At 69.2% G+C, this 25,802-nt stretch carries 20 protein-coding genes; 13 read left to right on the forward strand and 7 right to left on the reverse strand.

Annotated features, from left to right (window positions below; genetic code table 11):
* Positions 1–97 precede the first annotated feature (97 nt).
* From cckA to alaS, 3 genes are all read left to right on the forward strand, one after another.
* Positions 98–2,656, forward strand: coding sequence for a cell cycle histidine kinase CckA (cckA, locus tag PKE75_RS04530; RefSeq protein WP_271167505.1), 2,559 nt, complete (start codon positions 98–100; stop codon positions 2,654–2,656).
* Positions 2,657–2,792: 136 nt separating this feature from the next.
* Positions 2,793–3,869, forward strand: coding sequence for a recombinase RecA (gene recA, locus PKE75_RS04535; protein WP_271167506.1), 1,077 nt, complete (start codon positions 2,793–2,795; stop codon positions 3,867–3,869).
* Between the two features lie 177 nt (positions 3,870–4,046).
* On the forward strand, positions 4,047–6,698 hold the full coding sequence (alaS, locus tag PKE75_RS04540; protein ID WP_271167507.1) for an alanine--tRNA ligase: 2,652 nt from the start codon (positions 4,047–4,049) through the stop codon (positions 6,696–6,698).
* Positions 6,699–6,701: 3 nt separating this feature from the next.
* Here the strand turns inward: alaS and PKE75_RS04545 are convergent, their stop codons facing one another.
* Positions 6,702–7,538, reverse strand: coding sequence for an oxidoreductase (locus PKE75_RS04545; protein ID WP_271167508.1), 837 nt, complete (start codon positions 7,536–7,538; stop codon positions 6,702–6,704).
* A 79-nt stretch (positions 7,539–7,617) separates the two neighbouring features.
* On the opposite strand from PKE75_RS04545, the gene PKE75_RS04550 reads away from it, so the two are divergent.
* The gene (locus PKE75_RS04550; protein ID WP_271167509.1) at positions 7,618–8,286 is read left to right on the forward strand and encodes a TetR/AcrR family transcriptional regulator; all 669 of its coding nucleotides are present in this window, start codon (positions 7,618–7,620) and stop codon (positions 8,284–8,286) included.
* 4 nt (positions 8,287–8,290) lie between these two features.
* Here the strand turns inward: PKE75_RS04550 and PKE75_RS04555 are convergent, their stop codons facing one another.
* Positions 8,291–9,502, reverse strand: coding sequence for an NADP-dependent isocitrate dehydrogenase (locus PKE75_RS04555; RefSeq protein WP_271167510.1), 1,212 nt, complete (start codon positions 9,500–9,502; stop codon positions 8,291–8,293).
* A 191-nt stretch (positions 9,503–9,693) separates the two neighbouring features.
* Here PKE75_RS04555 and PKE75_RS04560 point away from each other — a divergent pair, with 191 nt between their 5' ends.
* The 4 genes from PKE75_RS04560 to purB all read left to right on the forward strand — a co-directional run bounded on the left by PKE75_RS04560 (position 9,694) and on the right by purB (position 14,654).
* Positions 9,694–10,905, forward strand: a complete 1,212-nt coding sequence (locus PKE75_RS04560; protein ID WP_271167511.1) for an MFS transporter — start codon at positions 9,694–9,696, stop codon at positions 10,903–10,905.
* Between the two features lie 87 nt (positions 10,906–10,992).
* Positions 10,993–12,345, forward strand: coding sequence for a hypothetical protein (locus PKE75_RS04565; protein ID WP_271167512.1), 1,353 nt, complete (start codon positions 10,993–10,995; stop codon positions 12,343–12,345).
* Between the two features lie 83 nt (positions 12,346–12,428).
* A complete protein-coding gene (locus PKE75_RS04570; protein WP_271167513.1) occupies positions 12,429–13,253 on the forward strand; it encodes an RNA methyltransferase in 825 nt (274 codons plus the stop codon).
* Between the two features lie 93 nt (positions 13,254–13,346).
* On the forward strand, positions 13,347–14,654 hold the full coding sequence (gene purB, locus PKE75_RS04575; protein ID WP_271167514.1) for an adenylosuccinate lyase: 1,308 nt from the start codon (positions 13,347–13,349) through the stop codon (positions 14,652–14,654).
* 81 nt (positions 14,655–14,735) lie between these two features.
* On the opposite strand, the gene PKE75_RS04580 is transcribed toward purB, so the two are convergent.
* From PKE75_RS04580 to PKE75_RS04590, 3 genes are all read right to left on the reverse strand, one after another.
* Positions 14,736–15,599, reverse strand: coding sequence for an SH3 domain-containing protein (locus PKE75_RS04580; RefSeq protein WP_271167515.1), 864 nt, complete (start codon positions 15,597–15,599; stop codon positions 14,736–14,738).
* A gap of 187 nt (positions 15,600–15,786) precedes the next feature.
* Positions 15,787–16,620, reverse strand: coding sequence for an HpcH/HpaI aldolase family protein (locus tag PKE75_RS04585; protein WP_271167516.1), 834 nt, complete (start codon positions 16,618–16,620; stop codon positions 15,787–15,789).
* A 10-nt stretch (positions 16,621–16,630) separates the two neighbouring features.
* Positions 16,631–16,954, reverse strand: coding sequence for a DUF1476 domain-containing protein (locus tag PKE75_RS04590; protein ID WP_271167517.1), 324 nt, complete (start codon positions 16,952–16,954; stop codon positions 16,631–16,633).
* A 218-nt stretch (positions 16,955–17,172) separates the two neighbouring features.
* On the opposite strand from PKE75_RS04590, the gene ftsH reads away from it, so the two are divergent.
* From ftsH to PKE75_RS04615, 5 genes are all read left to right on the forward strand, one after another.
* Positions 17,173–19,089, forward strand: a complete 1,917-nt coding sequence (ftsH, locus tag PKE75_RS04595; RefSeq protein WP_271167518.1) for an ATP-dependent zinc metalloprotease FtsH — start codon at positions 17,173–17,175, stop codon at positions 19,087–19,089.
* A gap of 260 nt (positions 19,090–19,349) precedes the next feature.
* Entirely contained in the window at positions 19,350–20,696 is a 1,347-nt protein-coding gene (gene glmM, locus PKE75_RS04600; RefSeq protein WP_271167519.1) for a phosphoglucosamine mutase, read from the forward strand.
* Between the two features lie 418 nt (positions 20,697–21,114).
* Positions 21,115–21,870: an outer membrane protein gene (locus tag PKE75_RS04605; protein WP_271167520.1), complete on the forward strand. Its 756-nt coding sequence runs from the start codon at positions 21,115–21,117 to the stop codon at positions 21,868–21,870.
* A 181-nt stretch (positions 21,871–22,051) separates the two neighbouring features.
* The gene (locus PKE75_RS04610) at positions 22,052–23,224 is read left to right on the forward strand and encodes a phosphoserine transaminase (protein ID WP_271167521.1); all 1,173 of its coding nucleotides are present in this window, start codon (positions 22,052–22,054) and stop codon (positions 23,222–23,224) included.
* Positions 23,225–23,264: 40 nt separating this feature from the next.
* Positions 23,265–23,999 (forward strand): enhanced serine sensitivity protein SseB C-terminal domain-containing protein, encoded by a 735-nt coding sequence (locus PKE75_RS04615; RefSeq protein WP_271167522.1) that lies wholly within the window; start codon positions 23,265–23,267, stop codon positions 23,997–23,999.
* 8 nt (positions 24,000–24,007) lie between these two features.
* On the opposite strand, the gene PKE75_RS04620 is transcribed toward PKE75_RS04615, so the two are convergent.
* Together PKE75_RS04620 and PKE75_RS04625 are read right to left on the reverse strand one after the other, a co-directional pair.
* A complete protein-coding gene (locus tag PKE75_RS04620) occupies positions 24,008–24,787 on the reverse strand; it encodes a hypothetical protein (RefSeq protein WP_271167523.1) in 780 nt (259 codons plus the stop codon).
* Positions 24,788–24,923: 136 nt separating this feature from the next.
* On the reverse strand, positions 24,924–25,532 hold the full coding sequence (locus PKE75_RS04625; protein ID WP_271167524.1) for a DUF1134 domain-containing protein: 609 nt from the start codon (positions 25,530–25,532) through the stop codon (positions 24,924–24,926).
* Between the last annotated feature and the right edge of the window lie 270 nt (positions 25,533–25,802).

Genomic DNA, 25,802 nt, shown 5'->3' on the forward strand with positions numbered 1-25,802 from the left:
GTCGCGGGACTTGTTGAAACCGGACGCGGTCAGCCTCATGGTCTCGCCACGCGGCGGAGCACGCCCGAATCGCCCCCCGCTCGTCGCGCGAGGAAGCATGAGCAGCATCGTCGAGGGAGACCGTGTGGTCGCAGAGCCGCCGATCGACCGCAGCGGCCGGGCGGGCTCCGTCGGGCTGGTGATGCTGCTCGCGCTCGCGCTGGTCGGCGCCGGGCTCGCGATCTCGTTCCTGCAGGGCGACGCCGCGCAGCCGTGGATTCTGGCGCTGCTCGCGGGCCTTTCGGTGATCGGCGTTTTCGCGCTGTTCGCCGGCGCGCTCGGGCTGATCAGCTTCGCGAGCCGCGGCTCGCGCGACGATCTATCCCGCGCGATCGCCGCGACCGCGGAGGAGGGCATCCTCGTCACCGACGAGAGCGGGCGCATCGTCTACGCCAATGACGCCTATCTCGACCTCACCCGCGCCGAGGGGCCGGCCTCGGCCCGCACCGTCGAGCGCGTCTTCGCCGGAAACGCCGACGTGGCGGAGGCGATCTACCGGCTGGCGCAGGCCGCGCGCTCGGGAAAGCGGGCCTTCGAGGAGGCGCGCGCCACGCTCGCCGACGGACAGGGCGCCTGGTTCCGAATCGGCGTGCGGCCCGTCACGCGGCCGGGCGCCGGGGGCGTCGAGACGGTGTGGACGCTGGCCGATGTCTCCGCCGAGCGCGAGCGCCATGAGAACGTCTTTCAGGAGCTGCAGCACGCCGTCGACTTCCTCGATCACGCGCCGGCCGGCTTCTTCGCGGCGGAAGGCGACGGCGCGATCGTCTACATGAACGCGACGCTCGCCGGCTGGCTCGACCAGGATCTGACCCGGATCGGCTCCGGCGCGCTGAAGCTGCGAGAGATTCTCGCCGGCGACGGCGCGGCGCTGGTGGAGCAGGCGCCCCCCAAGCCGGGCGCGGTGACGACCGAGATCATCGACGTCGACCTGCGCACGCGAGGCGGCCGCTCTCTCCCCGCGAGGTTGCTGCACGCGGTCGCGTGGGATGCGGCGGGGCGCGCGGGCGCTTCGCGTACGCTGGTGCTCGACCGCGGGCCCGGCGCCGACGTCTCGGAGCCGCTGCGGGCGGCGGAGGTGCGCTTCGCCCGCTTCTTCAACAACACCCCGCTCGCGATCGCGACCGTCGACGCGCGCGGCCGGACGCTCCGGACGAACGCGCCGTTCGCAAAGCTGTTCGGCGAACGGCTGCGCGGCGAGCCGGGGGCGGAGCGCTCGATCGCGGCCGCCTTCGTCGGCGAGCGCGACCGGGCGGCGATCGAGGCCGCGATCGCGGCGGCCGCGGGCGGCGTGGGCGACGTCCCGCCAGTCGACGTGACGCTGCCCGGCGAAGGCGGCCGCTCGGCCCGGCTGTTCGTGGCGCGCGTCGACGACGGCGAGGGCGACGACCACGAGGCGGCGGTGGTCTATGCGCTCGACACCACCGACCAGCGGGCGCTGGAGGCGAAGTTCGCGCAGAGCCAGAAGATGACCGCCGTCGGCCAGCTCGCCGGCGGCGTGGCGCACGACTTCAACAACGTGCTGACCGCGATCATCGGCTATTCGGACCTGCTGCTGGCGAACCACCGGCCGACCGATCCGTCCTTCCAGGACATCATGCAGATCAAGCAGAACGCGAACCGGGCGGCGAGCCTCGTGCGCCAGCTGCTCGCGTTCTCGCGCCGCCAGACGCTGCGCCCGCAGGTGATCGCGCTCGGCGACGTGCTGGCCGAGCTCCGCATGCTGCTCGGGCGCCTCGTCGGCGAGAACGTCAAGCTCGAGCTCGTCCACGGCCGCGACCTGTGGCGGGTGAAGGCGGACCTCAACCAGTTCGAACAGGTGATCATCAACCTCGTGGTCAACGCCCGGGACGCGATGGGCGAGGAGGGCGGCGCGGTGACGATCCGCACGCGCAACGTGCCGGCCGACGAGGTGCGGACGTTCGGCGACGTCGAGCTCGCGCGCGCCGACTACGTGTTGATCGACGTCGAGGACACCGGGCCCGGCATCCCGCCCGAGATCCTCGACAAGATCTTCGAGCCGTTCTTCTCGACCAAGGAGGTCGGCAAGGGCACGGGACTGGGCCTGTCCACGGTCTACGGCATCGTCAAGCAGACCGACGGCTACGTCTTCGCGCTGTCTGAGCCCGGCAAGGGCGCGACCTTCCGCATCCTGCTGCCGCGCCACACAGCCGTCGAGGAGCCGGAGGAGGTCAAGCCCGCCGCGGCCGCCTCGGGCTCGCAGGACATGACCGGGCGCGGCACCGTGCTGCTGGTCGAGGACGAGGACGCGGTGCGCGCCTTCGCCTCGCGGGCGCTGGCCTCGCGCGGCTACACGGTGGTGGAGGCGAGCTCCGGCGTGGAGGCGCTCGAGCGCATGAAGGAGCGCGGGCCGGAGATCGAGCTCGTGGTCTCCGACGTCGTGATGCCGGAGATGGACGGGCCGAGCCTGCTCCGGGAGCTGCGCAAGACCCAGCCGCACCTCAAGATCATCTTCGTCTCGGGCTACGCCGAAGACGCCTTCAAGAAGAACCTGCCGGACGGCGAGACCTTCGCCTTCCTGCCGAAGCCGTTCTCGCTGAAGCAGCTCGTGCAGGCGGTGAAGGAGACGATGGGCTCGGATCCCACGGCCCGGGACTGACCGGATCAGAATAAGAACACGCCGTGGAAAGGCAAGCGACGGCAAGAGGTTGCCGCCCACTTGCGTAGTCGGAACAAAGCAGGTACATCTGCTGCATTGAAGGTCTGTCCGGCCCCGTGCCATAAGGAGCGACTCGATGTCCCAATCCGCACTCCGCCTCGTCGAAGGAAGCTCCATGGACAAGACCAAGGCGCTCGACGCCGCGCTCGCGCAGATCGACCGCGCCTTCGGCAAGGGATCGATCATGCGGCTCGGCGCCGGCCAGGTGCTCGCCGAGATCGAGGTGGTGTCGACCGGGTCGCTCGGGCTCGACATCGCGCTTGGCGTCGGCGGGTTGCCGCGCGGCCGGGTGATCGAGATCTTCGGCCCGGAAAGCTCGGGCAAGACGACGCTCGCGCTCCACACCATCGCGGAAGCGCAAAAGAAGGGCGGCGTCTGCGCCTTCGTTGACGCCGAGCACGCGCTCGACCCGATCTACGCCCGCAAGCTCGGCGTCGACCTCGAGGACCTGCTGATCTCGCAGCCCGACACCGGCGAGCAGGCGCTCGAGATCGCCGACACGCTGGTCCGCTCCGGCGCGGTCGACGTGCTGGTGGTCGACTCGGTCGCGGCGCTGACGCCTCGCGCCGAGCTCGAGGGCGAGATGGGCGAGGTCCAGCCCGGCCTGCAGGCCCGCCTGATGAGCCAGGCGCTCAGGAAGCTCACCGGTTCGATCTCGAAGTCGAACACGATGGTGATCTTCATCAACCAGATCCGCATGAAGATCGGCGTGATGTACGGCTCGCCGGAGACCACGACGGGCGGCAACGCGCTCAAGTTCTACGCGTCTGTCCGTCTCGACATCCGCCGCATCGGCGCGATCAAGGACCGCGACGAGGTCGTCGGCAACCAGACCCGCGTCAAGGTGGTGAAGAACAAGGTCGCGCCACCGTTCAAGCAGGTCGAGTTCGACATCATGTACGGCGAGGGCGTCTCGAAGGCGGGCGAGCTCGTCGACCTCGGCGTCAAGGCCGGCATCGTCGAGAAGTCGGGCGCCTGGTACTCCTTCGACAGCCAGCGCCTCGGCCAGGGCCGCGAGAACGCCAAGGCGTTCCTCAAGGAGAACGTCGAGATCGCGCAGCGGATCGAGGCCGCGGTCCGGGCCGCCGCCGGCATCATCGCCGACAAGATCTTCGACGAGGTCGACCCGAACGACCCTGACGTCGACGCCTGATCGGCCGGCCGGGCTCTCACGTCGCGGCCCGTTTTCTGGACAGGCGAGGAATGAGGCGATTAAGGTGCGCCCGCGCCCCGTTGCGCGCAGCCTCAGGGAGGCGCGTGCGACGGGGCGCCGGCCGTTTCCGGCCGCCCTTACCTTGAGCCTTCCATCCGGCAAGACATTTTGGGCACGATGAGCGGCGTCAACGAGATCCGGAAGACCTTCCTCGACTATTTCGCGGGCGAGGGTCATCAGCCCGTGGCGTCCGGCCCGCTGGTGCCGCGCAACGACCCGACGCTGATGTTCACCAGCGCCGGCATGGTGCAGTTCAAGAACCTGTTCACCGGGCTCGAGCGCAGGCCCTATTCGACCGCGACCACCGCACAGAAATGCCTGCGCGCCGGCGGCAAGCACAACGATCTCGACAATGTCGGCTACACCGCCCGGCATCACACCTTCTTCGAGATGCTCGGCAACTTCTCGTTCGGCGACTATTTCAAGGAGCGCGCGATCGAGCTCGCCTGGAACCTCGTCACCAAGACGTTCGACCTGCCGAAGGATCGGCTGCTGGTCACCGTTTATGTCGACGACGACGAGGCCCACGCGCTCTGGAAGAAGATCGCCGGTTTCTCCGACGACCGCATCATCCGCATCGCCTCGTCGGACAATTTCTGGGCGGCGGGCGACACCGGCCCCTGCGGGCCGTGCTCGGAAATCTTCTTCGACCAGGGCGAAGGGCTGGCCGGCGGCCCGCCCGGCAGCCCGGACGAGGACGGCGACCGGTTCCTGGAGTTCTGGAACCTGGTCTTCATGCAATATGATCAGGTCGCGCCCGGCGACCGGCGCGACCTGCCGCGGCCGTCGATCGACACCGGCATGGGGCTCGAGCGCATCTCTGCGATCCTGCAGGGCGTGCCGTCGAACTACGACACCGACCTGTTCCGCAGCCTGATCGATGCGAGCGTCGAGGCGACCGGCGTATCGGCGGAGGGCGAGGCGCGCGCGTCGCACCGCGTGATCGCCGACCATCTTCGCGCGTCGAGCTTCCTGGTCGCCGAAGGGGTGCTGCCGTCGAACGAGGGCCGCGGCTATGTGCTCCGCCGCATCATGCGCCGCGCAATGCGCCACGCGCAGCTGCTGGGCGCGCGAGATCCGCTGCTGTGGCGGCTGGTGCCGTCGCTCATCCGCGAGATGGGCGCGGCGTACCCTGAGCTGGTGCGCGCCGAGGCGCTGATCACCGAGACGCTGGAGCTTGAGGAGACGCGCTTCCGCGTGACGCTCGCGCGCGGCCTCGGGCTGCTCGAGGAAGCGGCGGAAGGTTTGAGCGAAGGCGACAGGCTCGCCGGCGAGACCGCGTTCAAGCTCTACGACACCTTCGGCTTCCCGCTCGACCTCACGCAGGACGCGCTGCGCCCCCGCGGCGTCACGGTCGACCTCGACGCCTTCAACGCGGCGATGGCCCGCCAGAAGGCGGAGGCGCGCGCCGCCTGGTCGGGCTCGGGCGAGGCCGCGACCGAGACCGTCTGGTTCGGCGTCCGCGAGCGCGCCGGCGCGACGGAGTTCCTCGGTTATGGCGTCGAGGAGGCCCAGGGCTCGGTCGTCGCCCTCGTCAAGGACGGGCTGGAGGTCGAGCGCCTCGCCGCCGGCGAGACCGGCCTGCTGGTCGTGAACCAGACGCCGTTCTACGGCGAATCCGGCGGCCAGGTCGGGGACGTCGGGCGGATGTCCGCGCCCGGCGTATCGATCACGGTGACCGACACGCAGAAGAAGCTCGGCGACCTCTATGTCCACGCGGTCGAGGTCACGGAGGGCGGCGTCTCCATCGGCGACGCGCTCGATCTCGTCGTCGACCACGCGCGCCGCCGTCGGGTGCGCGGCAACCATTCCGCGACGCATCTGCTGCACGAGGCGCTGCGCCTGACGCTTGGCGACCATGTCGCGCAGAAGGGCTCGCTGGTCGCGCCCGACCGGCTGCGCTTCGACTTCAGCCACCCCAAGCCGATCGACGATTCCGACCTGACGAAGATCGAGACGATCGCGAACGCCATCGTGCTGCAGAACGACCCCGTCACGACACGCGTGATGGGCATCGAGGAGGCGCGCAACTCTGGCGCACGCGCTTTGTTCGGCGAGAAATACGGCGACGAGGTCCGCGTCGTCTCGATGGGGCGGACCGAGGACGGCAAGCCCTATTCGATCGAGCTTTGCGGCGGCACCCATGTCGGGTCGACCGGCGAGATCGGCCCGATCACGATCGTCGGCGAGAGCGGGGTCGCATCCGGGGTTCGTCGCGTCGAGGCGCTGACAGGCGAGGCGGCGCGGCTGCATTTCGAAATGCAGAACGCGCGCGTCGGCGAACTCGCCGCTTTGCTCAAGGCTCCGGAGGCGGACGTCGTCGCCCGCGTCGAGGCGCTGGTCGAGGAGCGCAAGCGGCTGGAGCGCGAACTCGTGGAGGCCCGCAAGAAGCTCGCCATGGGCGGCGGCGGGGCCGCGGACGGCGAGGCGACCCGCGAGATCGGCGGCGTGAAGCTGTTCGCCCGCACGGTCGAGGGCATCGAGATGAAGGATCTCAAGGGCCTCGTCGACGAAGCCAAGCGCTCGATGGGGTCGGGCGTCGCCGCGATCGTCGGCGTGACCTCCGAGGGCAAGGCGGGCGTGGTGGTCGGCGTGACGCCGGACCTCGTCGCCAAGTTCAACGCGGTCGATCTGGTGCGCGCGGCCTCGGCGGCGCTCGGGGGCTCCGGCGGCGGCGGCAGGCCCGACATGGCCCAGGCCGGCGGCCCTGACGGCGGCAAGGCCGGCGAGGCCCTCGACGCGGTCGCCGCGCGGCTCGCCGCAGCCTGAGGATCAGTCGAAGTTGATCGAGCGGGAGAGGGTCTCCCAGCGCGCCATCTCGGCCTTCATCTGTCCGAGCTTGCCTTCGACCAGAGCCAGGGCGTCGTCGCCCAGATAGAGCCGGACGGGCGGTTCCTTGGCGTCGACCACCGTCAGCAGCGCCGCGGCGGCCTTCGCAGGGTCGCCCGGCTGACGCCCGCTCTTCGCCTGTCGCGCCGCGCGGATCGGGTCCATCACCGCGTCGTAGTCGGCGACGGCGCGGTCGCTGCGTACCATCGAGCGGCCGGCCCAATCTGTCCGGAACTGCCCGGGCGCCAGCGCCGTGACGCGCACGCCGAAGGAGGCGACTTCCTTGGCGAGCGCCTCGGAAATTCCCTCAAGGGCGAACTTGCTGCCGCAGTAATAGCTGATGCCCGGCATGGTGATGAAGCCGCCCATCGAGGTCACGTTCACGATGTGGCCTGAGCGGCGCTCGCGCATGCCGGGCAGGACGGCCTTGATCATGGCCACCGCTCCGAAGACGTTCGCGTCGAACTGCCGGCGAAGCTCCTCGAGCGGCGATTCCTCCAGCGTCCCCTCGTGGCCGTAGCCCGCATTGTTGACGAGCACGTCGATCGGTCCGGCCGTCTGTTCCGCTTGCGCGACAGCGGCCGGTATCCTGTCGAAGTCGGTCACGTCGAGGAGCAAGGGGTGCGCCCGGTCGGAAGCTTCGGCGGCGAACGCCGCGCCGTCGTCGCTTTTCCGCACCGTGCCGACCACCCGATGACCGGCCTCGAGGGCGGCCGAGGCGAAGGCGGCGCCGAGGCCGGAGCTCACGCCGGTGATAAGAAAGGTTTTCTGATGGGCCATCTCGAAGCTCCTGCTCGTTTGAAAAAACATATCATGATATGAATTGCATATTGCAATATGAAAATGGACGTCGCCGGCCATGACAGCGAAGCGGAGCGTCACGCGATCCCTCAGGGACAGGAACAGGCTGGCGGCGCGCGAGGCGGTGCTCGACGCCGCCGAGCGGCTTCTGCAGTCCAGCGCGACGGCGGAATTCTCGATGCGGGCGCTGGCGGCGGAGGCGGGCGTGGGCTTCGTCACGCCGTTCAATCACTTCGGGGGTAAGACCGCGATCATCCAGGCGCTTTCGGCGCGGGTGATCGGCCGCATGGCGGAGCGCTTCCGGAATGAGGCGCGCGAAGGCGACGACATAGATCGCGTGCTGGCGATGAGCGGCGTCGCGAGCAGCCTGCTGCTGGAGCGCCCCGCGGTCTACAAGGCCGTGGTGGGGTCCCTGGGAATGGTCAGTCCTGCGCCGAGCGCGGTCTGGGCGCAGTCGCGCGAACTCTGGACGCTGGCCCTGGGGGATCTATCGGGCCTCGCCGCCGATCGCGACGTGGCGGTGGGGGCGCTGGCCGCCCAACTCGCCATCGGCTTTCGTGGATGTCTGTCGTTCTGGATCGCGGGCGAGATCACGGACGGCGATCTGGCGAAGGCCGCGGCAGCCTCGTCCGCGTCCGTGCTTCTGGGGTTCGCCGGAGCTGAGCGGCGCGGTCTTCTGCTCGAGACGATCGCCGCCGGCCCTGCGCCGGCGGCGGTCTCCGGCTAGTCCCTCAGCCCATCGCCTTCTGCAGATTCTGGTCGACCTTGTCCAGGAAGCCCTCGGTGGTCAGCCAGCCCTGGGTGTCGCCGACAAGCAGGGCGAGGTCCTTGGTCATGAAGCCGCTCTCCACGGTCGCGACGCAGACCTTCTCCAGCGTCTCGGCGAAGCGCTTGAGCTCGGCGTTGTCGTCGAGCTTGGCGCGGTGGCCGAGGCCGCGGGTCCAGGCGAAGATCGAGGCGATCGAGTTGGTCGAGGTCGCCTTGCCCTTCTGATGCTCGCGGTAGTGCCGGGTGACGGTGCCGTGGGCGGCCTCCGCCTCCATGATCTTCCCGTCAGGGGTGGTGAGCACCGAGGTCATCAGTCCGAGCGAGCCGAAGCCCTGCGCCACCGTGTCGGACTGCACGTCGCCGTCATAGTTCTTGCAGGCCCAGACATAGCCGCCTGACCATTTCAGCGCCGAGGCCACCATGTCGTCGATCAGGCGGTGCTCGTACCAGATCTTGGCGTCCGCGAACTTCTGCTTGAACTCGGCCTCGTAGACCTCGGCGAAGATGTCCTTGAAGCGGCCGTCATAGGCCTTCAGGATCGTGTTCTTGGTGGACAGATAGACCGGGAACCGGCGGTTGAGGCCGTAGTTCAGCGAGGCGCGCGCGAAGTCGCGGATCGAGTCGTCGAGGTTGTACATCGCCATCGCGACGCCGGCCGACGGCGCGTCGAACACCTCGTGCTCGATGGTCTGGCCGTCCTCGCCGACAAATTTGATCGTCAGCTTGCCCTTCCCCGGAAACCGGAAGTCGGTCGCGCGGTACTGGTCGCCATAGGCGTGGCGGCCGACCACGATCGGCTGGGTCCAGCCCGGCACCAGCCGCGGCACGTTCTTCGCGATGATCGGCTCGCGGAAGATCACGCCGCCCAGGATGTTGCGGATCGTGCCGTTCGGCGAGCGCCACATCTTCTTGAGCTTGAACTCCTCGACGCGGGCCTCGTCGGGGGTGATCGTCGCGCATTTCACGCCGACGCCGACGCGTTTGATCGCCTCCGCCGCCTCAACGGTGATTTTATCGTCGGTGGCGTCGCGGCTCTCCATGCCGAGGTCGTAATATTCAAGGTCGAGGTCGAGATAGGGGTGGATCAGCTTGTCCTTGATGGCGGCCCAGATGATCCGCGTCATCTCGTCTCCGTCGAGCTCGACGACGGGGTTCGCGACCTTGATCTTCGGCATGGGGCGGGCGGCCTTCCTCTGGGCTGGCGACGTCCGGCCGTCTTAGCATCGCGGCCTCGGAGGGCAAAGACGCGGGCCGCGCGGGCGCAGGGCTGTCTTGCATCGCGGCATATGGTTTCGCGGGCGCGGCGGCTTAACTGGGGCTCAGCCGCATGCGGGGGCGTGGCGGCTTCAACTCAGGGATATCCGTCATGACCGGCCTCGACGCCGCAATTCACAGCGCGCCGCGCGAGGGCGCGAGCCGCGCGGCGGTCCTTGCGGCGTCGGTCGCCTGCGGCGTGATCGTCGCGAACCTCTATTATTGCCAGCCGCTGGTCGACCTGATCGCGCGGGATCTCGCGATCGAGCCCACGGTCGCGAGCGCTGTCGTGGCGCTGACTCAGGTCGGCTACGCGATCGGTCTGATCGCGATCGCGCCGCTGGTCGACCTGTTCGAGAGTAGGCGGCTGCTCACCGTCACGCTCGGCGTCGCGGTCGTCGCGCTCGGGCTCGCCGCCGCGGCGCCGACGGGGGCGGCCTTCCTCGCCGCCTCGCTGCTGGTCGGCGTCTCGTCTGTCGCAGCCCAGATGCTGCTGCCCCTGGTCGCCGGCATGGAGCCTGAGGCGACGCGCGGACGTGTGGTCGGCACGATCATGAGCGGGCTGCTGTTCGGCATCCTGCTCGCGCGGCCCGTCGCCGGCGTCGTCGCCGACGCGTTCGGCTGGCGGGCGATGTTCGGGCTCTCCGCCGTGCTGATGGCGGTCACCGCGGTCGCGCTGCGCGCGGTGATCCCGTCGCGGAGGCCCGCGGGCGGCGTCGGCTACTTCGCCTTCGTCGGTTCGATGCTCGGCCTGCTGAAGGCCTATCCTACGCTGAGGCGCCGCGCGCTCTATCAGGCGGCGATGTTCGCGGCCTTCAGCATCTTCTGGACGGCGTCGCCGATGCAGCTCGCCTCCGTCCATGGCTGGTCGCACAGCATGATCGGCCTGTTCGCGCTCGCAGGCGCGGCAGGCGCGCTGATCGCCCCGGTCGCCGGGCGGTGGGCGGACGCCGGCCACACCCGCGCCGGCACGCTGATCGCGATCGCCTGCGCCGTGGCCGGTTTCGCAGGCGCCGCGCTCGACGGGAGCCTCGGCGGCGGCGCTCTTGGGATTGCGGCGCTGCTGTTCGGCGCGGTGGTGGTCGACATGGGCGTGCAGGCCAACATGATCTTCGGCCAGCGCGCGATCTACGCGCTCGACCCGGCGGCCCGCGGGCGGCTGAATGGGCTCTACGTCGCCATCCTGTTCCTCGGCGGCGCGGTGGGGTCGGCGCTGACCAGCCCCGTGTTCGCGCATTTCGGCTGGGTCGGCGCGGCCGTGGTCGGCGCGGGCCTGCCTGCGCTCGCGCTGGTGGCGGCGGCGTTCGAGCAGGGCGAGGAATGAGCAACCATAGATGTGTTCGTATCTGTAATTTACAACCATAGATTTTAATGCATCATTCCCCCGGGCGTCGCGGAGAGGGGGATGGGCATGGCGGAGAAATCGATCGGCGACCGGATGCACGACCTCTGGGTCGCGCGTCGCACGGGCGAACTCGCCAAGGTCGGCCGGTTCGTCCTCTTCTATTCCGCCTTCACGATCGCGGGCGTCGCGGGCTTCGCGCTGCAGGCGGCGGACTACGCCCAGTCGCTCAAGATGTTCGCGACCTTCTGCGCAGTGATGACCTGCTTGGCGGCGTTGGGCGGAGCGGCCGGCTTTCTGTTCGGCATACCGCGTCTCGCGGCGAAGCGGATCGTCGCCAAGGCCGAGGCGAGCGACTCCCGGCCCGCGGCGGAGGCCGCCGTCAGCGACCGTCTGTTCGACAGCAACAGCAATCTTGAAGACCTGTCGGACTGGCTGACCAAGATCATCGTGGGCGTCGGCCTGATCCAGCTGAACGCGATCACCGCGAACCTCAACGCGTTCGGCGCCCAGTTCCAGGACATGTTCCGGGACATCGCGGGGGTCGGCCTCGTCGCCTGCCTCACCGCCGTCACCGCGTTCGCGGTCGGCTTCCTCTACGTCTATCTGCTCACGCGGACGGAAGGGCTCTATCTGTTCACGCAGAGCGTGCGGGCCGCGGAGCGGCGGGACGAGGGCTTCTTCGCGGACGGGATCCAGTACAGCGGCGACATCTTCGCGACCCCGATCGAGAAGCTGCCGGATCTCGAGACGACCGGCCTGACGTCAGCCGACCGCCGTCTGCTCGACCGGGGGCGCGACGCGTTGGCGACCGCGGAGGATTACGCCGCTTGGGCGCTCGCCAAGGCGCGCGAGGGCGATCTGACCTCCGCCGAGGCGGCGTGGCTCGCCGCGATCAGCCGCGACACCGAAAACCGGTCGATCTACCGGCGTCGGCTCGCCGAAATCCGTTTCGTGCAGAGCCGGCCGCGCGAGGCCTTCGCCGCCTTGAAGGACGGGATCAATCTGGCGACGAACGGAGAGGAGAAGGAGGCGCTGATGCGCGACGCTTTGCTGATCGCGTTGTACCTTCCGCCGCCGCAGGGCTTCATCGAGGCCAAGGCGCTGGCGGCGGCGCTGCTTGCGAGCCCGAAGTTCAGCGACGACGCGATGGTGCATCTCTGGGCGGCCGCCGCAATCGGCCAGCAGGCGCAACAGCTTCGCAACGCGCCGGGCGGCGCGACGGCGGACCTCGGGGAGCTGCGTGACGAGGCGCTGAAGCATATCGCCGAGATCCGCCGCATCGAGCCGTCCGCGGACGGTCCCGCGCGAACGCTGCTTCGTCAGATCCTGGACCCGGCCAAGCATGGCGGCGAACCGTTCCATGACGACCTGACGGCCTTCGCCGACGACCCGGTCTTCCGGAGCGCCGTCGAAGACTGAACCGAGCCCCCGCGCTTCAGTCGCGGGGCTCCGGCGTGCTATGCGCTCGTCGCTCCCGACACGGCGGAGCGCATGGGCGACGCATGGCTGGCACGGACCGCACCAAGATCGATCTCGCGGCGACGCTGCCGGCGGGCCCCGCGGTCGTGCTCGTCGAGCCGCAACTCGCCGAGAACGTCGGTTCGGTCGCGCGCGCCATGGCGAACTTCGCGCTCGCCGACCTGCGTGTGGTGCGCGCTCCCGGCCGCACCGAGGCGCAAGGGGCCCGCACCTTCGCCGCCGGCGCGCACCACGTGCTGGAGGCCGCGCGGCACTTCGACAGCGTCCCCGACGCCGTCGCCGACTGCTCGCTGGTGCTCGCCACCACCGCGCGGGGGCGGGGGCAGGCCAAGCCCGTCGACGCGCCGGACGCCGCCGCCAGGCTGCTCGCCGGCCACATGGCGAGCGGCGAAAAGGCCGCGATCCTGTTCGGGCGCGAGCGCACCGGGCTCGAAAACGACGAGATCGCGCTCAGCCACCGGGTGGTGACGTTTCCGGTGAACCCCGCCTATGCGAGCCTGAACCTGGGGCAGGCGGTGCTGCTGATGGGCTATGAGTGGTTCAAGGCGGCGACCGCGGCGGAAGTCTTCGCCATGCCCACCCGCTCGCCGCCCGGCACCCATGCGGAGCTCGTCTCGCTGTTCGCCCATCTCGAGGGCGAGCTCGAGGAGGCCGGCTTCTTCCGCTCGACGGCCAAGCGCGCCTCGATGGTGCGCAACCTCCGCAACATGATCCACCGCATGGAGCCGACCAAGCAGGACCTACGCACCCTGCACGGGATCGTCGCCGCGCTGGTCGAAGGGCGCCCGGGCCCGCAGGGGCGGGGACGGACGGTGCTGAAGCCGCTGAGGGATGTGGAGGAGGACTGAAGCGTGGCGCTCGGCGCCTGACCGCAAGCCTTGCGCCGCGCCCCGCACGTGATACGACGCCCGCGCCCCCCGGAAACCGCCGAGCGTCCTCCCATGATCCCCCGCTATTCCCGTCCCGAGATGACCGCGATCTGGTCGCCGGAGACGCGCTTCCGCATCTGGTTCGAGATCGAGGCGCACGCCGCAGACGCGCTCGCCGAGCTCGGCGTGATCCCGTATGAGGCGGCGAAGACGATCTGGGAAAAGGGCGGGTCGGCGGTGTTCGACATCGACCGGATCGACGAGATCGAGCGCGAGACCAAGCACGACGTCATCGCGTTTCTGACCCATCTCGCCGAGTTCGTCGGGCCGGACGCGCGCTTCGTGCATCAGGGCATGACGTCGTCCGACGTGCTCGACACCTGCCTCGCCGTGCAGCTCGCGCGCGCCTCCGACATCCTGATCGCCGACGTCGACCGCCTGCTCGAGGCGTTGAAGACCCGCGCGATGGAGCACCGGCTGACGCCGACCATCGGGCGCAGCCACGGCATCCACGCCGAACCCACCACCTTCGGACTGAAGCTCGCCGGCTTCTACGTCGAGTTCCAGCGCGCGCGCGAGCGGCTGGTGGCGGCGCGCAAGGAGATTGCGACCTGCGCGATCTCGGGCGCGGTCGGCACATTCGCGAACATCGACATGGCCGTCGAGGCGCACGTCGCTGAGAAGCTCGGCCTCGCCGTCGAGCCGGTCTCGACGCAGGTCATCCCGCGCGACCGGCACGCGATGTTCTTCGCCACGCTCGGCGTCGTCGCCTCGTCGGCTGAGCGGCTCGCGATCGAGATCCGCCACCTGCAGCGCACCGAGGTGCTGGAGGCGGAGGAGTTCTTCTCCGCCGGCCAGAAGGGCTCCTCGGCGATGCCGCACAAGCGCAACCCGGTGCTGACGGAGAACGTCACCGGCCTCGCCCGCATGGTGCGCTCCTATGCGATCCCCGCGATGGAGAACGTCGCGCTCTGGCACGAGCGGGATATCTCGCATTCCTCGGTCGAGCGCATGATCGGGCCGGACGCCACGGTGACGCTTGACTTCGCGCTGTCGCGGCTCGCAGGCGTCGTCGAGAAGCTGGTGGTCTACCCCGAGCGCATGCAGCTCAACCTCGACCGGCTTGGCGGTCTGGTCCATTCCCAGCGCGTTCTGCTCGCGCTGACCCAGAAGGGCGCGTCTCGCGAGCAGGCCTACAGCCTCGTCCAGCGCAACGCGATGCCAGTCTGGCGCGGGGAGGGCGATTTCCTCACGCTTCTCAAGGCCGACGAGACGGTGCGCGGGTTCCTCGACGAAGCCGAGATCGAGGCGGCCTTCGACCTCGGCTATCACTTCAAGTCGGTTGACGCGGTGTTCGCGCGGGTGTTCGGCGAGAGCTGAGCCGACCGTTGGCTGATCGACCAGACATGAAAACGGGCGGCTCTCGCCGCCCGTCCGCATTACGCCGTCTATAGGGTCGTATCAGCGATCCCGACCGCCGCGTCCGCCACGGTCGCCGCCACGGTCGCCGCCACGCTCTCCGCCACCGCGCTCTCCGCCGCCGGCGCGATCGAGGCCCATCCTGTCCCCCCGGTCTCCGCGCATGCCGCCGCCAGCCGAACGGCCGGCGAGGCCGTTTCCGTCCATGCGGTCGCCGCGATCCGAGCGGTCAGGTCGATCTGGCCGGTCGGGACGATCTGGCCGGTCGGGACGATCCGGGCGGTCGGGTCGGCCCGGTCGATCGGGCCGGCCCGGCCTGTCGGGACCGCCGGGACCGTCGGGTCCGCCCCAACCGGGACGCGGACCATGGCCGCCAGGACGGCCAGGACCGTCCCATCCGCCCGGCCGGCCCGGCCCGCCCCAGCCGCCGCCCGGACGACCCGGTCCACCCCAGCCCGGACGCGGGCGATGATCGCGCCGCCACGAGCGCTCCCAGCCCGGCCGTCCCGGCCGCACCCCGTACCAGCGGCCGCCGTAATAGTAGAAGCCGTCGTCGTAGTAATAGGGATCGGAGCCCCAATAGCCGCCGATCGCGACGCCCGAAACGATCGGAGCTGGCTCCTCGACGATCACCCGCTCGCGCGGGCCGCCGCCGGAGATGTCGAGAAAGCTGGCGCTGGCGAAGCCAGTGCCGTCCGGACCCATGCTGATCTCGCACCACCCGGCCGTACAGCCGAGCACGGTGACGCGTTCGCCCACGGGCAGCGTGTCGATCACCGCATAATTGCCGCCGGGACCGGAGCGCACGTTCAGGGCGGTCGTCGCAACGCCCTGGGCCGCCTGCGCTGCGCCGGCGGTCGCCAGCAGCGCGCCGGTCATCAGCGCGACCTTCAATCCAAATGACATGGTCGTCGAACTCCTTCGGTTCTCATTCTGCCGTCGCCGGAGTTCCATTCCGCCCGCTGAACTCCGCCGCGCGCCGGGCATTCGGCGCACGCCGTCGAACGCAACGCCCCGACAGGGCGATCCGTTCACCGATACACGTGCTCGCTCGTCGAATCCCGCGCAAGCCATGACGAGACGAAAGGCGTGGTCATCCACCCGGCGACGCTCCGATCGCAGGCGCGTCGAACACGTCGGAGAGCGTCCGTTCCGCGCCGGCCGCAAGGAAGCCGAGGTCGGGACCGAGCGCGATCATCGGAAAGCCGCGGCGCATATAGTCGGACGCGTAGGCCGGGCTGTTGGCGAAGATCGCGACCGGCTTGCCGGCGCGCCGTCCGGCGTCCAGCACGCGGCCGAGCGCTGCGATCACGCGGGGATGGCCGGGATCGACCGCGACGCCGCCCGTGAGCGACACCGACAGGTCGTTCGGGCCGATCAGCAGGCCGTCGACGCCGTCCGTCTGCGCGATCGCGTCGACGTTCGACAGCGCCAGTTCGGTCTCGATCATGGCGAGGGCGAGCGTCAGCTCGTTCGCTCTCGCGAGATAGGACGGCCGGTCGAGCCCGAGCAGGCCGAGCGCGCGGTTCGGGCCCCAGCTCCGGCGGCCGAGAGGCGGGAACTTGACGGCGTCGGAGAACGCCCGGGCGTCCGCCGCCGTGTCGATCATCGGCGCGATCAGCCCGGCCGCGCCGGCGTCGAGGGCGCGGGCGCCGAGCCCGAAGCCGCCGAGCGGCAGGCGCACGAGGGCGGGCTTGCCCGCAAGCGCCGCCGCCGCGACGCAGTCCACGATCGACGTGAAGGTCGCAAAGCCGTGCTGCGCGTCGAGCGTGACTGATCCGAACCCCGCCCGCGCCACGGTCTCCGCCACGAGCGGCGAGGGCACGCAGAGCCAGCCGTTGAAGTGCGGCCCGCCGTGCTCGAGCGCCGTCGCCGGAAACGCTCCGGGACCCACGCCGCCAGCGGTCAGGCCGCCTCTCTGACTCATCGCGCGCGGATCATCGCTCGGTCTGCAGCTGCGCGACCGCCGTCGCGAGCAACTCGTCCATGACGCGTCGGATCTCCTGGTCGGAGTGGGCGACGCCGGCGTCGTCGAAATCGCGCCGCACCTTGCGGAACACGTCGTGATCGCCCTCTTCCTCGAAGTCCGACATCACGACCGATTTCGCGTAGGCCTCCGCCGCCTCGCCCTGCTTGCCCAGCCTCTCCGCGGCCCAGAGGCCGAGCAGCTTGTTGCGGCGGGCGGCCGCGCAGAACTTCATCTCTTCGTCGTGGACGAACAGCGCCTCGAGCGCCTGCTCGCGCTTGTCGAAGGTTGTCATCGCCTCAAAGATCCTCGTCGCGCCGTCGCAGACCGTCCGCCCAGCGGTCCGCGCTCCTTTCGCCAAGTTAGACCCGGCGATTGCGGCGAAGCAACGCGACGTAAGAGGGTCTACGTCGTTCCTTCGTCTTGGCATTCGGGGCGCCTGAGCCTACATTCGATCGGGCGAGGCGCTCCGGTGGCGCCGGCACGCCGCCCGAGAGGCGCGAAAGGCCTGCAATGAACCCGAACTTCAGGAACTTCGCCCTCTGGGTGATCATCGTCCTGCTGCTGCTGGCGCTCTTCACCCTGTTCCAGAACCCCGGCCAACGCGCGCAGACCAACGACATCTCCTTCAGCCAGCTTCTGAGCGAGGTCGACAACGGCCGCGTCAGGGGCGTCGTGATCGAAGGGCAGAACATCACCGGCCAGTACACCGACGGGGCGCAGTTCCAGACCTATGCGCCGAACGATCCGTCGCTGGTGCAGAGGCTCTATGGCAAGGGCGTCGCGATCACCGCGCGGCCGCCCGGCGAGAACATGCCCTGGTTCGTCGCCCTGCTGCTGCAGTGGCTGCCCTTCATCGCGCTGATCGGCGTGTGGGTGTTCCTCTCGCGCCAGATGCAGGGCGGGGCCGGCAAGGCGATGGGCTTCGGCAAGTCCAAGGCCAAGCTGCTCACGGAAGCGCACGGCCGCGTGACGTTCGACGACGTCGCTGGCGTCGACGAGGCCAAGAGCGATCTCGAGGAGATCGTCGAGTTCCTGCGCGACCCGCAGAAGTTCCAGCGGCTCGGCGGCAAGATCCCGCGCGGCGTGCTGCTCGTCGGCCCTCCCGGCACGGGCAAGACCCTGATCGCGCGAGCGGTGGCGGGCGAAGCCAACGTGCCGTTCTTCACGATCTCGGGCTCCGACTTCGTGGAGATGTTCGTGGGCGTCGGCGCGTCGCGGGTGCGCGACATGTTCGAGCAGGCCAAGAAGAACGCGCCGTGCATCATCTTCATCGACGAGATCGACGCGGTCGGCCGCCATCGCGGCGCCGGCCTCGGCGGCGGCAATGACGAGCGCGAGCAGACGCTGAACCAGCTGCTCGTCGAGATGGACGGCTTCGAGGCGAACGAGGGCATCATCCTGATCGCCGCGACCAACCGTCCGGACGTGCTCGACCCCGCTCTGCTGCGTCCCGGCAGGTTTGACCGCCAGGTCGTGGTCTCCAACCCCGACATCATCGGCCGCGAGAAGATCCTGAAGGTTCATGTCCGCAAGGTGCCGCTGGCGCCGGACGTCGACCTCAAGACCGTCGCGCGCGGCACGCCGGGCTTCTCGGGCGCCGATCTGATGAACCTCGTCAACGAGGCGGCGCTGCTCGCCGCCCGTCGCTCCAAGCGCATGGTCACGGCGGCCGAGTTCGACTCGGCCAAGGACAAGATCATGATGGGCGCCGAGCGCCGGATGGTGATGACCGACGAGGAGAAGAAGGTCACCGCGTATCACGAGGCCGGCCACGCCGTGGTCGCCCTGTTCACGCCCGCGAACGATCCGATCCACAAGGCGACGATCATTCCGCGCGGCAGGGCGCTCGGCATGGTCCAGTACCTGCCGGAGAAGGACCAGATCTCGATCTCCTACGAGCAGCTCACCTCCCGTCTCGCAATGGCGATGGGCGGGCGCGTGGCGGAAGAGGTGTTCTTCGGCGACGACAAGGTGACGGCTGGCGCCCAGTCGGACATTCAGATGGCGACCAACATCGCCCGCGGGATGGTGACGCGCTGGGGCTTTTCCAAGGAGCTCGGCACCGTCGCCTATGGCGAGAACCAGGACGAGGTGTTCCTCGGCATGTCGGTGGCGCGCCAGCAGAACGTCTCCGGCACGACGATGCTGAAGATCGACAACGAGATCAAACGCTTCATCGACGAAGGCTACGAGACCGCGCGGCGCATCATCACCGAGCACAAGGACGTCATGGACACGCTCGCCAAGGCGCTGCTGGAATACGAGACGCTGACGGGCCAGGAGATCAAGGACATCCTGGAGGGCAAGCCGCCGGTGCGTGAGGTGACCGACGAACCGCCGACGCCCCGCGGCTCCGCCGTGCCGACCGCCGGCAAGCCGCGGCCCAAGGCTCCGGACGCAGGGCTGGAGCCGCAGCCGACGGCTTGAGGGCTTCGAGCGTTGACGAAACTGAAAAAGCCGGGCTTTCGCCCGGCTTTTTGTTGTTCGGCGTCCGGCTTCGACGTCGCGGTCGTCGACCTCTGCCGCGGGACCAAACTCGTCTCCGACGCCTGACCCTCGGCCGCCGTCCCAGCGTGGCGCGGTCCAAAACCGTCGCTCACTCTTTTTGAACTCCGATCGTCTATGGTGACGGCGACGAGGCAAGACTCGCGCGCGGGCGTTCGCTCGCGCTTGGCAGGGGCCGCCGCATGACGCGCAAATATTTCGGCACGGACGGCATTCGCGGCCGCGCCAACAAGTTCCCGATCACGCCCGACTTCGCGATGAAGGTCGGCATGGCGGCTGGCATCGCCTTCCGCCGTGGCGACCATCGCCATCGCGTCGTGATCGGCAAGGACACCCGGCTCTCCGGCTACATGATCGAGAGCGCGTTGCAGGCGGGCTTCACCTCGGTCGGCGTCAACGTGCTGCTCGTCGGTCCGATGCCGACGCCGGCGGTCGCGCTGCTCACACGCTCGATGCGCGCCGATCTCGGCGTGATGATCTCCGCCTCGCACAATCCGTATGACGACAACGGCATCAAGCTGTTCGCGCCCGACGGCTACAAGCTCTCCGACGAGGTGGAACTCGAGATCGAGGCTCTGCTTGATTCCGACCTCGGGCCGCAGCTCGCCGATTCCGCGGCCCTCGGCCGCGCCAAGCGCATCGACGACGCGCAGGCCCGCTACATCGAGTTCGCCAAGCGCACGATCCAGCGCAACCTGTCGCTCGAAGGTCTGCGCATCGTGATCGATTGCGCCAACGGCGCCGCCTACAAGGTCGCGCCCGAGGCGCTGTGGGAGCTCGGCGCCGACGTCGTCGCGATCGGCGTCGAGCCGAACGGCGTCAACATCAACAAGGACGTCGGCTCGACCGCGCCGGCCGCGCTGGTCGACAAGGTCCGCGAGACGCGCGCCGACATCGGCATCGCGCTCGACGGCGACGCCGACCGCGTCATCATCGTCGACGAGAAGGGACAGATCGTCGACGGCGACCAGCTGATGGCGGTCGTCGCTCAGTCCTGGTCGGAGCAGGGCCGCCTGAGCGCACCCGGGCTGGTCTCGACGGTGATGTCCAATCTCGGCTTCGAGCGCTATCTCACCTCGATCGGGCTGACGCTCGAGCGCACCCCGGTCGGCGATCGCTACGTCGTCGAGCGGATGCGCGCGCAAGGCTACAATCTCGGCGGCGAGCCGTCCGGCCACATCGTGCTGTCGGACTACGCCACCACGGGGGACGGCCTCGTGGCCGCGCTCCAGCTGCTTGCGGTCGTGCAGCAGGCGGGAAAGCCGGTGTCTGAGATCTGTCACCGTTTTGAGCCGCTGCCGCAGATCCTGAAGAACGTGCGGTATAAATCCGGCCGCCCGCTCGATGACGCCAAGGTGCGCGCCGCGATCTCGCATGCGACGGACCGGCTCGGACTGCAGGGCCGGCTCGTGATCCGCCCCTCGGGAACGGAGCCGGTGATCCGCGTCATGGCGGAAGGCGACGACCGCGATCTCGTGGCGAACGTTGTCGACGACGTCGTCGACGTGATCACCCGCGCCGCCGCCTGAGGTCTCACAGGCCAAGACTTCCGATCGTCGTCGGCAGTTCGCGTCGAACGAGCGACCGGCTAACAGATCTTAACAAATACGTCCGGGACGGGCCGCGGCGGCGCGGTTGCCCTCTGAACGCGACCCCAACGGAAAGATCTTCTAGCCGCCGGTCGCTCCCGGTCCGCGTCGGGGTCCGCGCCACTTTGGGCGGCAGGGCCGGCGGGAAAGGCTGATCTATCAACGTCTCGCACATTCGGATCGGCCGTCCGCCAACGCGCGCCTGTTGCCTAAACTCCTCATTACTACCGACGATTTAGTGAAGGGTAAGGTTAAAAGGTAAGGTTAAGTCGCCATTAACGAATGCCTGCAAGATTGCCTGTCGTGAGATTAACTTGCGCCGCATGTTCGGCGTGCAGATCAAAGGACAGCGGCGGAAATGGCCAAGCTTTCGACCTACGCGCTTGCCGGCGCGCTCGCTTTCGCGCTCGCGCCGGTCGCGGGCCACGCCGCAGACCTTCCCGAGCCTCCGCTGCTCGAGCCGGTCGCTCCCGTGGAGTTCGGGTCGGCGTGGTATCTGCGCGGCGACGTCGGCTACAAGATCTATCGCAACCCCAAGGTCAGCTACGGCGGCACGGGCTATAGGCATGAAGAGCTCGACGACACCGGCGTGATCGGCGGCGGCGTCGGCTACAAGATCAACGAATGGGCCCGCATCGACGCGACCGTCGATTACGAGTTCAAGTCGGACTTCCACGGCAAGCTGATCTGCCCGACCACGGCCTGCAGCACGCTGGCGAACCCGTACAGCTCCGAGAAGGCCAAGGTCTCGGCGATCACGCCGCTGCTCAACGTCTATGCCGACCTCGGCACGTGGCACGGCTTTACGCCTTACATCGGCGCCGGCGCCGGCGCGTCGTACATCATGATCGACGACTACAAGTACGCCAACCCGAACGGCACCACGGGCAAGAACAGGGGCGGCAACGACTGGAGCTTCTCCTGGGCGCTCATGGCGGGCGTCGGCTATCAGGTCTCCGACAACGTCATCATCGACGCCGGCTACCGCTACCTGAACCTCGGCGACGGCAAGACCAAGAAGACCAACGGCGGCTTCAACGGCAGCAAGTCGATCAAGTTCGACGACCTCCAGGCCCACGAGTTCCGGGTCGGCGTCCGCTACCTGATCGACTGATCCCGGCCGCTCTTCGGCCCCAGAACCTCGAAGACGGCGCCCCGGGCGCCGTCTTTTCGTTTGAACGCATGGCGGCATGGCGTTTCGGCTCGCTTGACGGCGCGCGCGGCCCCCGTCTATCGCTCACGGCTGCCCTCGTCGGCCGCCTGCGCGCGACGACCGGCCCTCTCGGTGGAACGACATGATGACGAACCCTCCCGCGGTCCGCCCCGCGAACCCGAACTTTTCCTCCGGCCCCTGCACCAAGCGGCCGGGCTGGTCGTTCGACGCGCTGTCCGGCGCGGCGCTCGGCCGTTCGCATCGCTCGCCGCTCGGCAAGGCGAAGCTCCGCGAGGCGATCGACCTCACGCGCGAAGTGCTCGAAGTCCCCGCCACGCATCGCATCGCGATCGTGCCGGGCTCAGACACCGGCGCCGTCGAGATGGCGATGTGGTCGCTGCTGGGCCCGCGCGGCGTCGAGGTCCTGGCCTGGGAGAGCTTCGGCGCGATCTGGGTGACGGACGCGGTGGCGCAGCTCAGGCTGCCGAACACCAGGGCGACCGTCGCCGAGTTCGGCCACCTGCCGGATCTCTCGGCCGTCGACTTCGAGAACGACGTCGTCTTCACCTGGAACGGCACCACCGCGGGCGTCCGCGTGCCCGACGCCGACTGGATTCCGGCCGATCGGGGAGGGCTCACGATCTGCGACGCGACCTCGGCCGCCTTCGCGATGGAGCTCGACTACGCCAAGCTCGATGTCGTGACCTTCTCCTGGCAGAAGATCATGGGCGGCGAGGCGGCGCACGGCGTGCTGATCCTCGGCCCCCGCGCGGTCGAGCGGCTCGAGAGCCACACGCCGTCATGGCCGCTGCCCAAGCTGTTCCGCATGACGAAGGACGGCAAGCTCGACGAGGGCCTGTTCGAGGGCGACGTGATCAACACGGTCTCGATGCTCTGCGTCGAGGACTATCTCGACACGCTGAAGTGGGGCCGCTCCGCCGGCGGGCTGAAGGGCCTGATCGCGCGCGCGAACCGCAATGCGGCGGCGCTGACGGCTTATGTCGAGCGCACGCCGTGGCTGGACTTCCTTGCGGAGGTTCCTGAGACGCGCACCAACACCGGCGTCTGCCTCAAGATCGTCGATCCCGCCATCACGGCGCTGCCGGCGTCCGTCCAGGCGGCGTTCGCCAAGGACCTCGTCGATCTTCTGGAGACGAAGGGCGTCGGATACGACTTCGGCGCCTATCGCGACGCGCCTCCGGGCTTGCGGATCTGGTGCGGCGCGACCGTCGAGACCTCGGACATCGAGGCGCTAACCCCCTGGCTCGACTGGGCCTATGCGGAGCTCCGCGCCGGCCTCGCCAAAGCGGCCTGACCGGGCCGCGTCACCTGTCGAACGCTCGGAGCCGAGGCCTATGTTCAACCCGGAAAACGACCTCGAGCAGGCGCTGGTGCGCGCGGCGGAAGAGCCGGCGCACCGCGTCGCTTTCCTGAAGGCGTTTCTGGACGCCGAGCTTTCGCTCGCGCTGGTCGATTCCGGCGACGCCAAGGACGGTTACGTCGTCCCCGAGGTGACGCAGGACGACCTCGCCTTCGTGCCGGTGTTCACGTCCGACGGCCGGGTGAAGGCGATGTTCGGCGACGAGAAGCTGATGATCGTCCGCCAGACGTTCCGGCAGATCCTCGAGCAGCTCGACGACGCCAATTTCGTGCTGAACCCGGGCTCCGACTATGGCCGCGAGTTCACCTCGGGCGACGTGGCCGCAATGCTGGACGGCCATTTTGAGCGCGCTGCGGAAGGCTTCGACGAGGAGCCCGGAGACGAGGGCGGCGACGTGCCGACGCTGGTCGGCAAGCCCTCGCCGATGCCGACGCACCTGACCGCGCCGCTCGCGGCGATGTTCGCGACCATCCCGGAGGTTCGGGCCGCGCATATCGCGCAGGCGCTGTTCGCCGACGAGGAGGGCGTGAAGCGTCTGGTCATCGGGCTTTCGGCCGACGGCGACATCGACGCGGTGTTCGACCGCATCGGCGACGTGCTGGAGGAGGCCGCCAAGCCGACCGACGTGATCGACTTCGTGTCGGTCCCCGGCTCCCCGCTCGACGGCTATTTCGAACGCGACGTCCAGCCGTTCTACCGCAAGGGCTGAGAAGCGCTCTAGGCGCCTGCGCGTTCGGGCTGGGACGACACCAGACGCACCCGGTCGGCTCCCGTCCGGGGGCGCGACGCGGCGTCCTCGCCGGGGGCGGCCTCGACCCGCGAGACGGCCTCCGCCACCTCGTCCAGCCTGCGGCGAAGATCGGAAAGCGATTCAGTCTGGACGGCGGCGTCGGCGGGCGCGGCCTCCCCGGTCGCCGCGGGGCGTGCGACCCGCTCCTTGATGGTCGCGATCTGAGCGCGCAGCGTGATGATCTCGGCCTCGCGGGCGGTCGCCTCGATGCGCGCCTGCTCGGTCGCGCGGCGCGCTGCGTCGCTAGCCTGGAGCGCGGCGTCGCGATCGGTCGTGGCGGAGCCATGCGCCGAGCGGGCGAGGTCGAGCGCCGCCGCCGCGGCGCGGCTCTCTGCGCCGGCCCGCTCAAGCGCCGCCGTCAGGCGCGCGGCCTCGGCCTCCAAAGCCACGATCCTGGCCTTCAGTTCGCCGACCTCCGCGAGATGGCCGAGTTCGGTCGCGCGGGCGCGGCCGGCTTCGACCCGTTCCTGCGCAATCGCGGCGGCCGCCTGCTCGGCGCGGCGCTCGACGGCGCGCATCGCCATCGCGTGCTCGGCCCTCAGGCGGTCCTGGCTGGCGATGATGTCAGCGGCGGAGACCGGCAGCCGGTCGATCAGCCGCCGGCGGGTCAGGCGGACGGCGCGGCGCCAGAACGCCGGCAGGAACAGCAGCCAGAGCAGCGTCGCGACCAGAAAGCCGAAGCTGGCGTAGAGGATGGGCTCGACCATTCAGTCCTGCTTCGGCCGCGCTGCGTCGCCGCGGCTGGGAAAGCCGCCGGCAGGCCTCGAAGCCCTAACTTATGCCCCGTTCCACGATGGCACAGGGGTCGGCGCGAGCCAAGCGAGCCCGGAGCGCGTCAGGCCATCAGAACGGGTTCCAGGTCGAGTTCGGCGTGAATTTGAGATAGCCGACATTGACGCCCAGCCGGGCGCCGACGCCGGTGCGGATCGGCACCAGCACGGTGTCGTAGTCCTTGAGCGCCGTCATGCCGAGGCCGCCGACGAGATAGGCCGAGCCGTTGATCCCCGCGAAGCGGGTGAACAGCGACATCGGCGAATGCAGATTGTAGACAAGGATCATCGTCCGCGCCCCGTCGCCGCCGAAGTCGAAGCCGACGGACGGGCCCTGCCAGAACACGCGGCGCTCCTTGTCGCCGGAGCGGGTGAACAGCTTGCCCTCGCCATAGCGCAGGCCGCCGATGAAGGCGCCTGAGCCCTCCTCGCCGAGGATATAGGCGTCTGGCTCGCCCCACTGGCTGGTCGCCTTTTCCACGATCGTGGCGAGGCCGCGGGTGGTCGAGCCGAAGAAGGAGTGGCCCTTGTCGACGATCTCCTGCGCCGAATAGGTCTGGCGCGGGCTTTCCTCGGAATAGGCGGCCTGCTGCGGCTGTGCGGCGTATTGCGCGGAGGCGGCGGTCGCGGCGGTGAGGGCGAGGCCGAGCGTGAGGCTGGCGCCGAGCGTTCTGAAGATCATCGCGGCGGTCCTTGCGTCGTGAAGGGGCGCGCGAAACAGCGGTCGGGCAGCTGATTCGCGCCGATTCGATACAATTTGAGCGACAGGCTTTACCCAATGGTGAACGACGCCCGGCTTTCTGCGAAAGCACGGGACGCGTTGTCGCGCCGCTGCTGGCCCCTCGTCGGACCTTGAACCTCGGTCGTGGCTCTGGGTCCCGGCTGTTCGGCCGGACACGGCGGTCAGGCGACGTTCGAGCCGGGGGCTGGGTGAAGCTCGCGCTCATCCTGT

It is taken from the genome of Hansschlegelia plantiphila (genome assembly GCF_027922265.1).
GTDB classification, from domain to species: Bacteria; Pseudomonadota; Alphaproteobacteria; order Rhizobiales; family Methylopilaceae; genus Methylopila; species Methylopila plantiphila.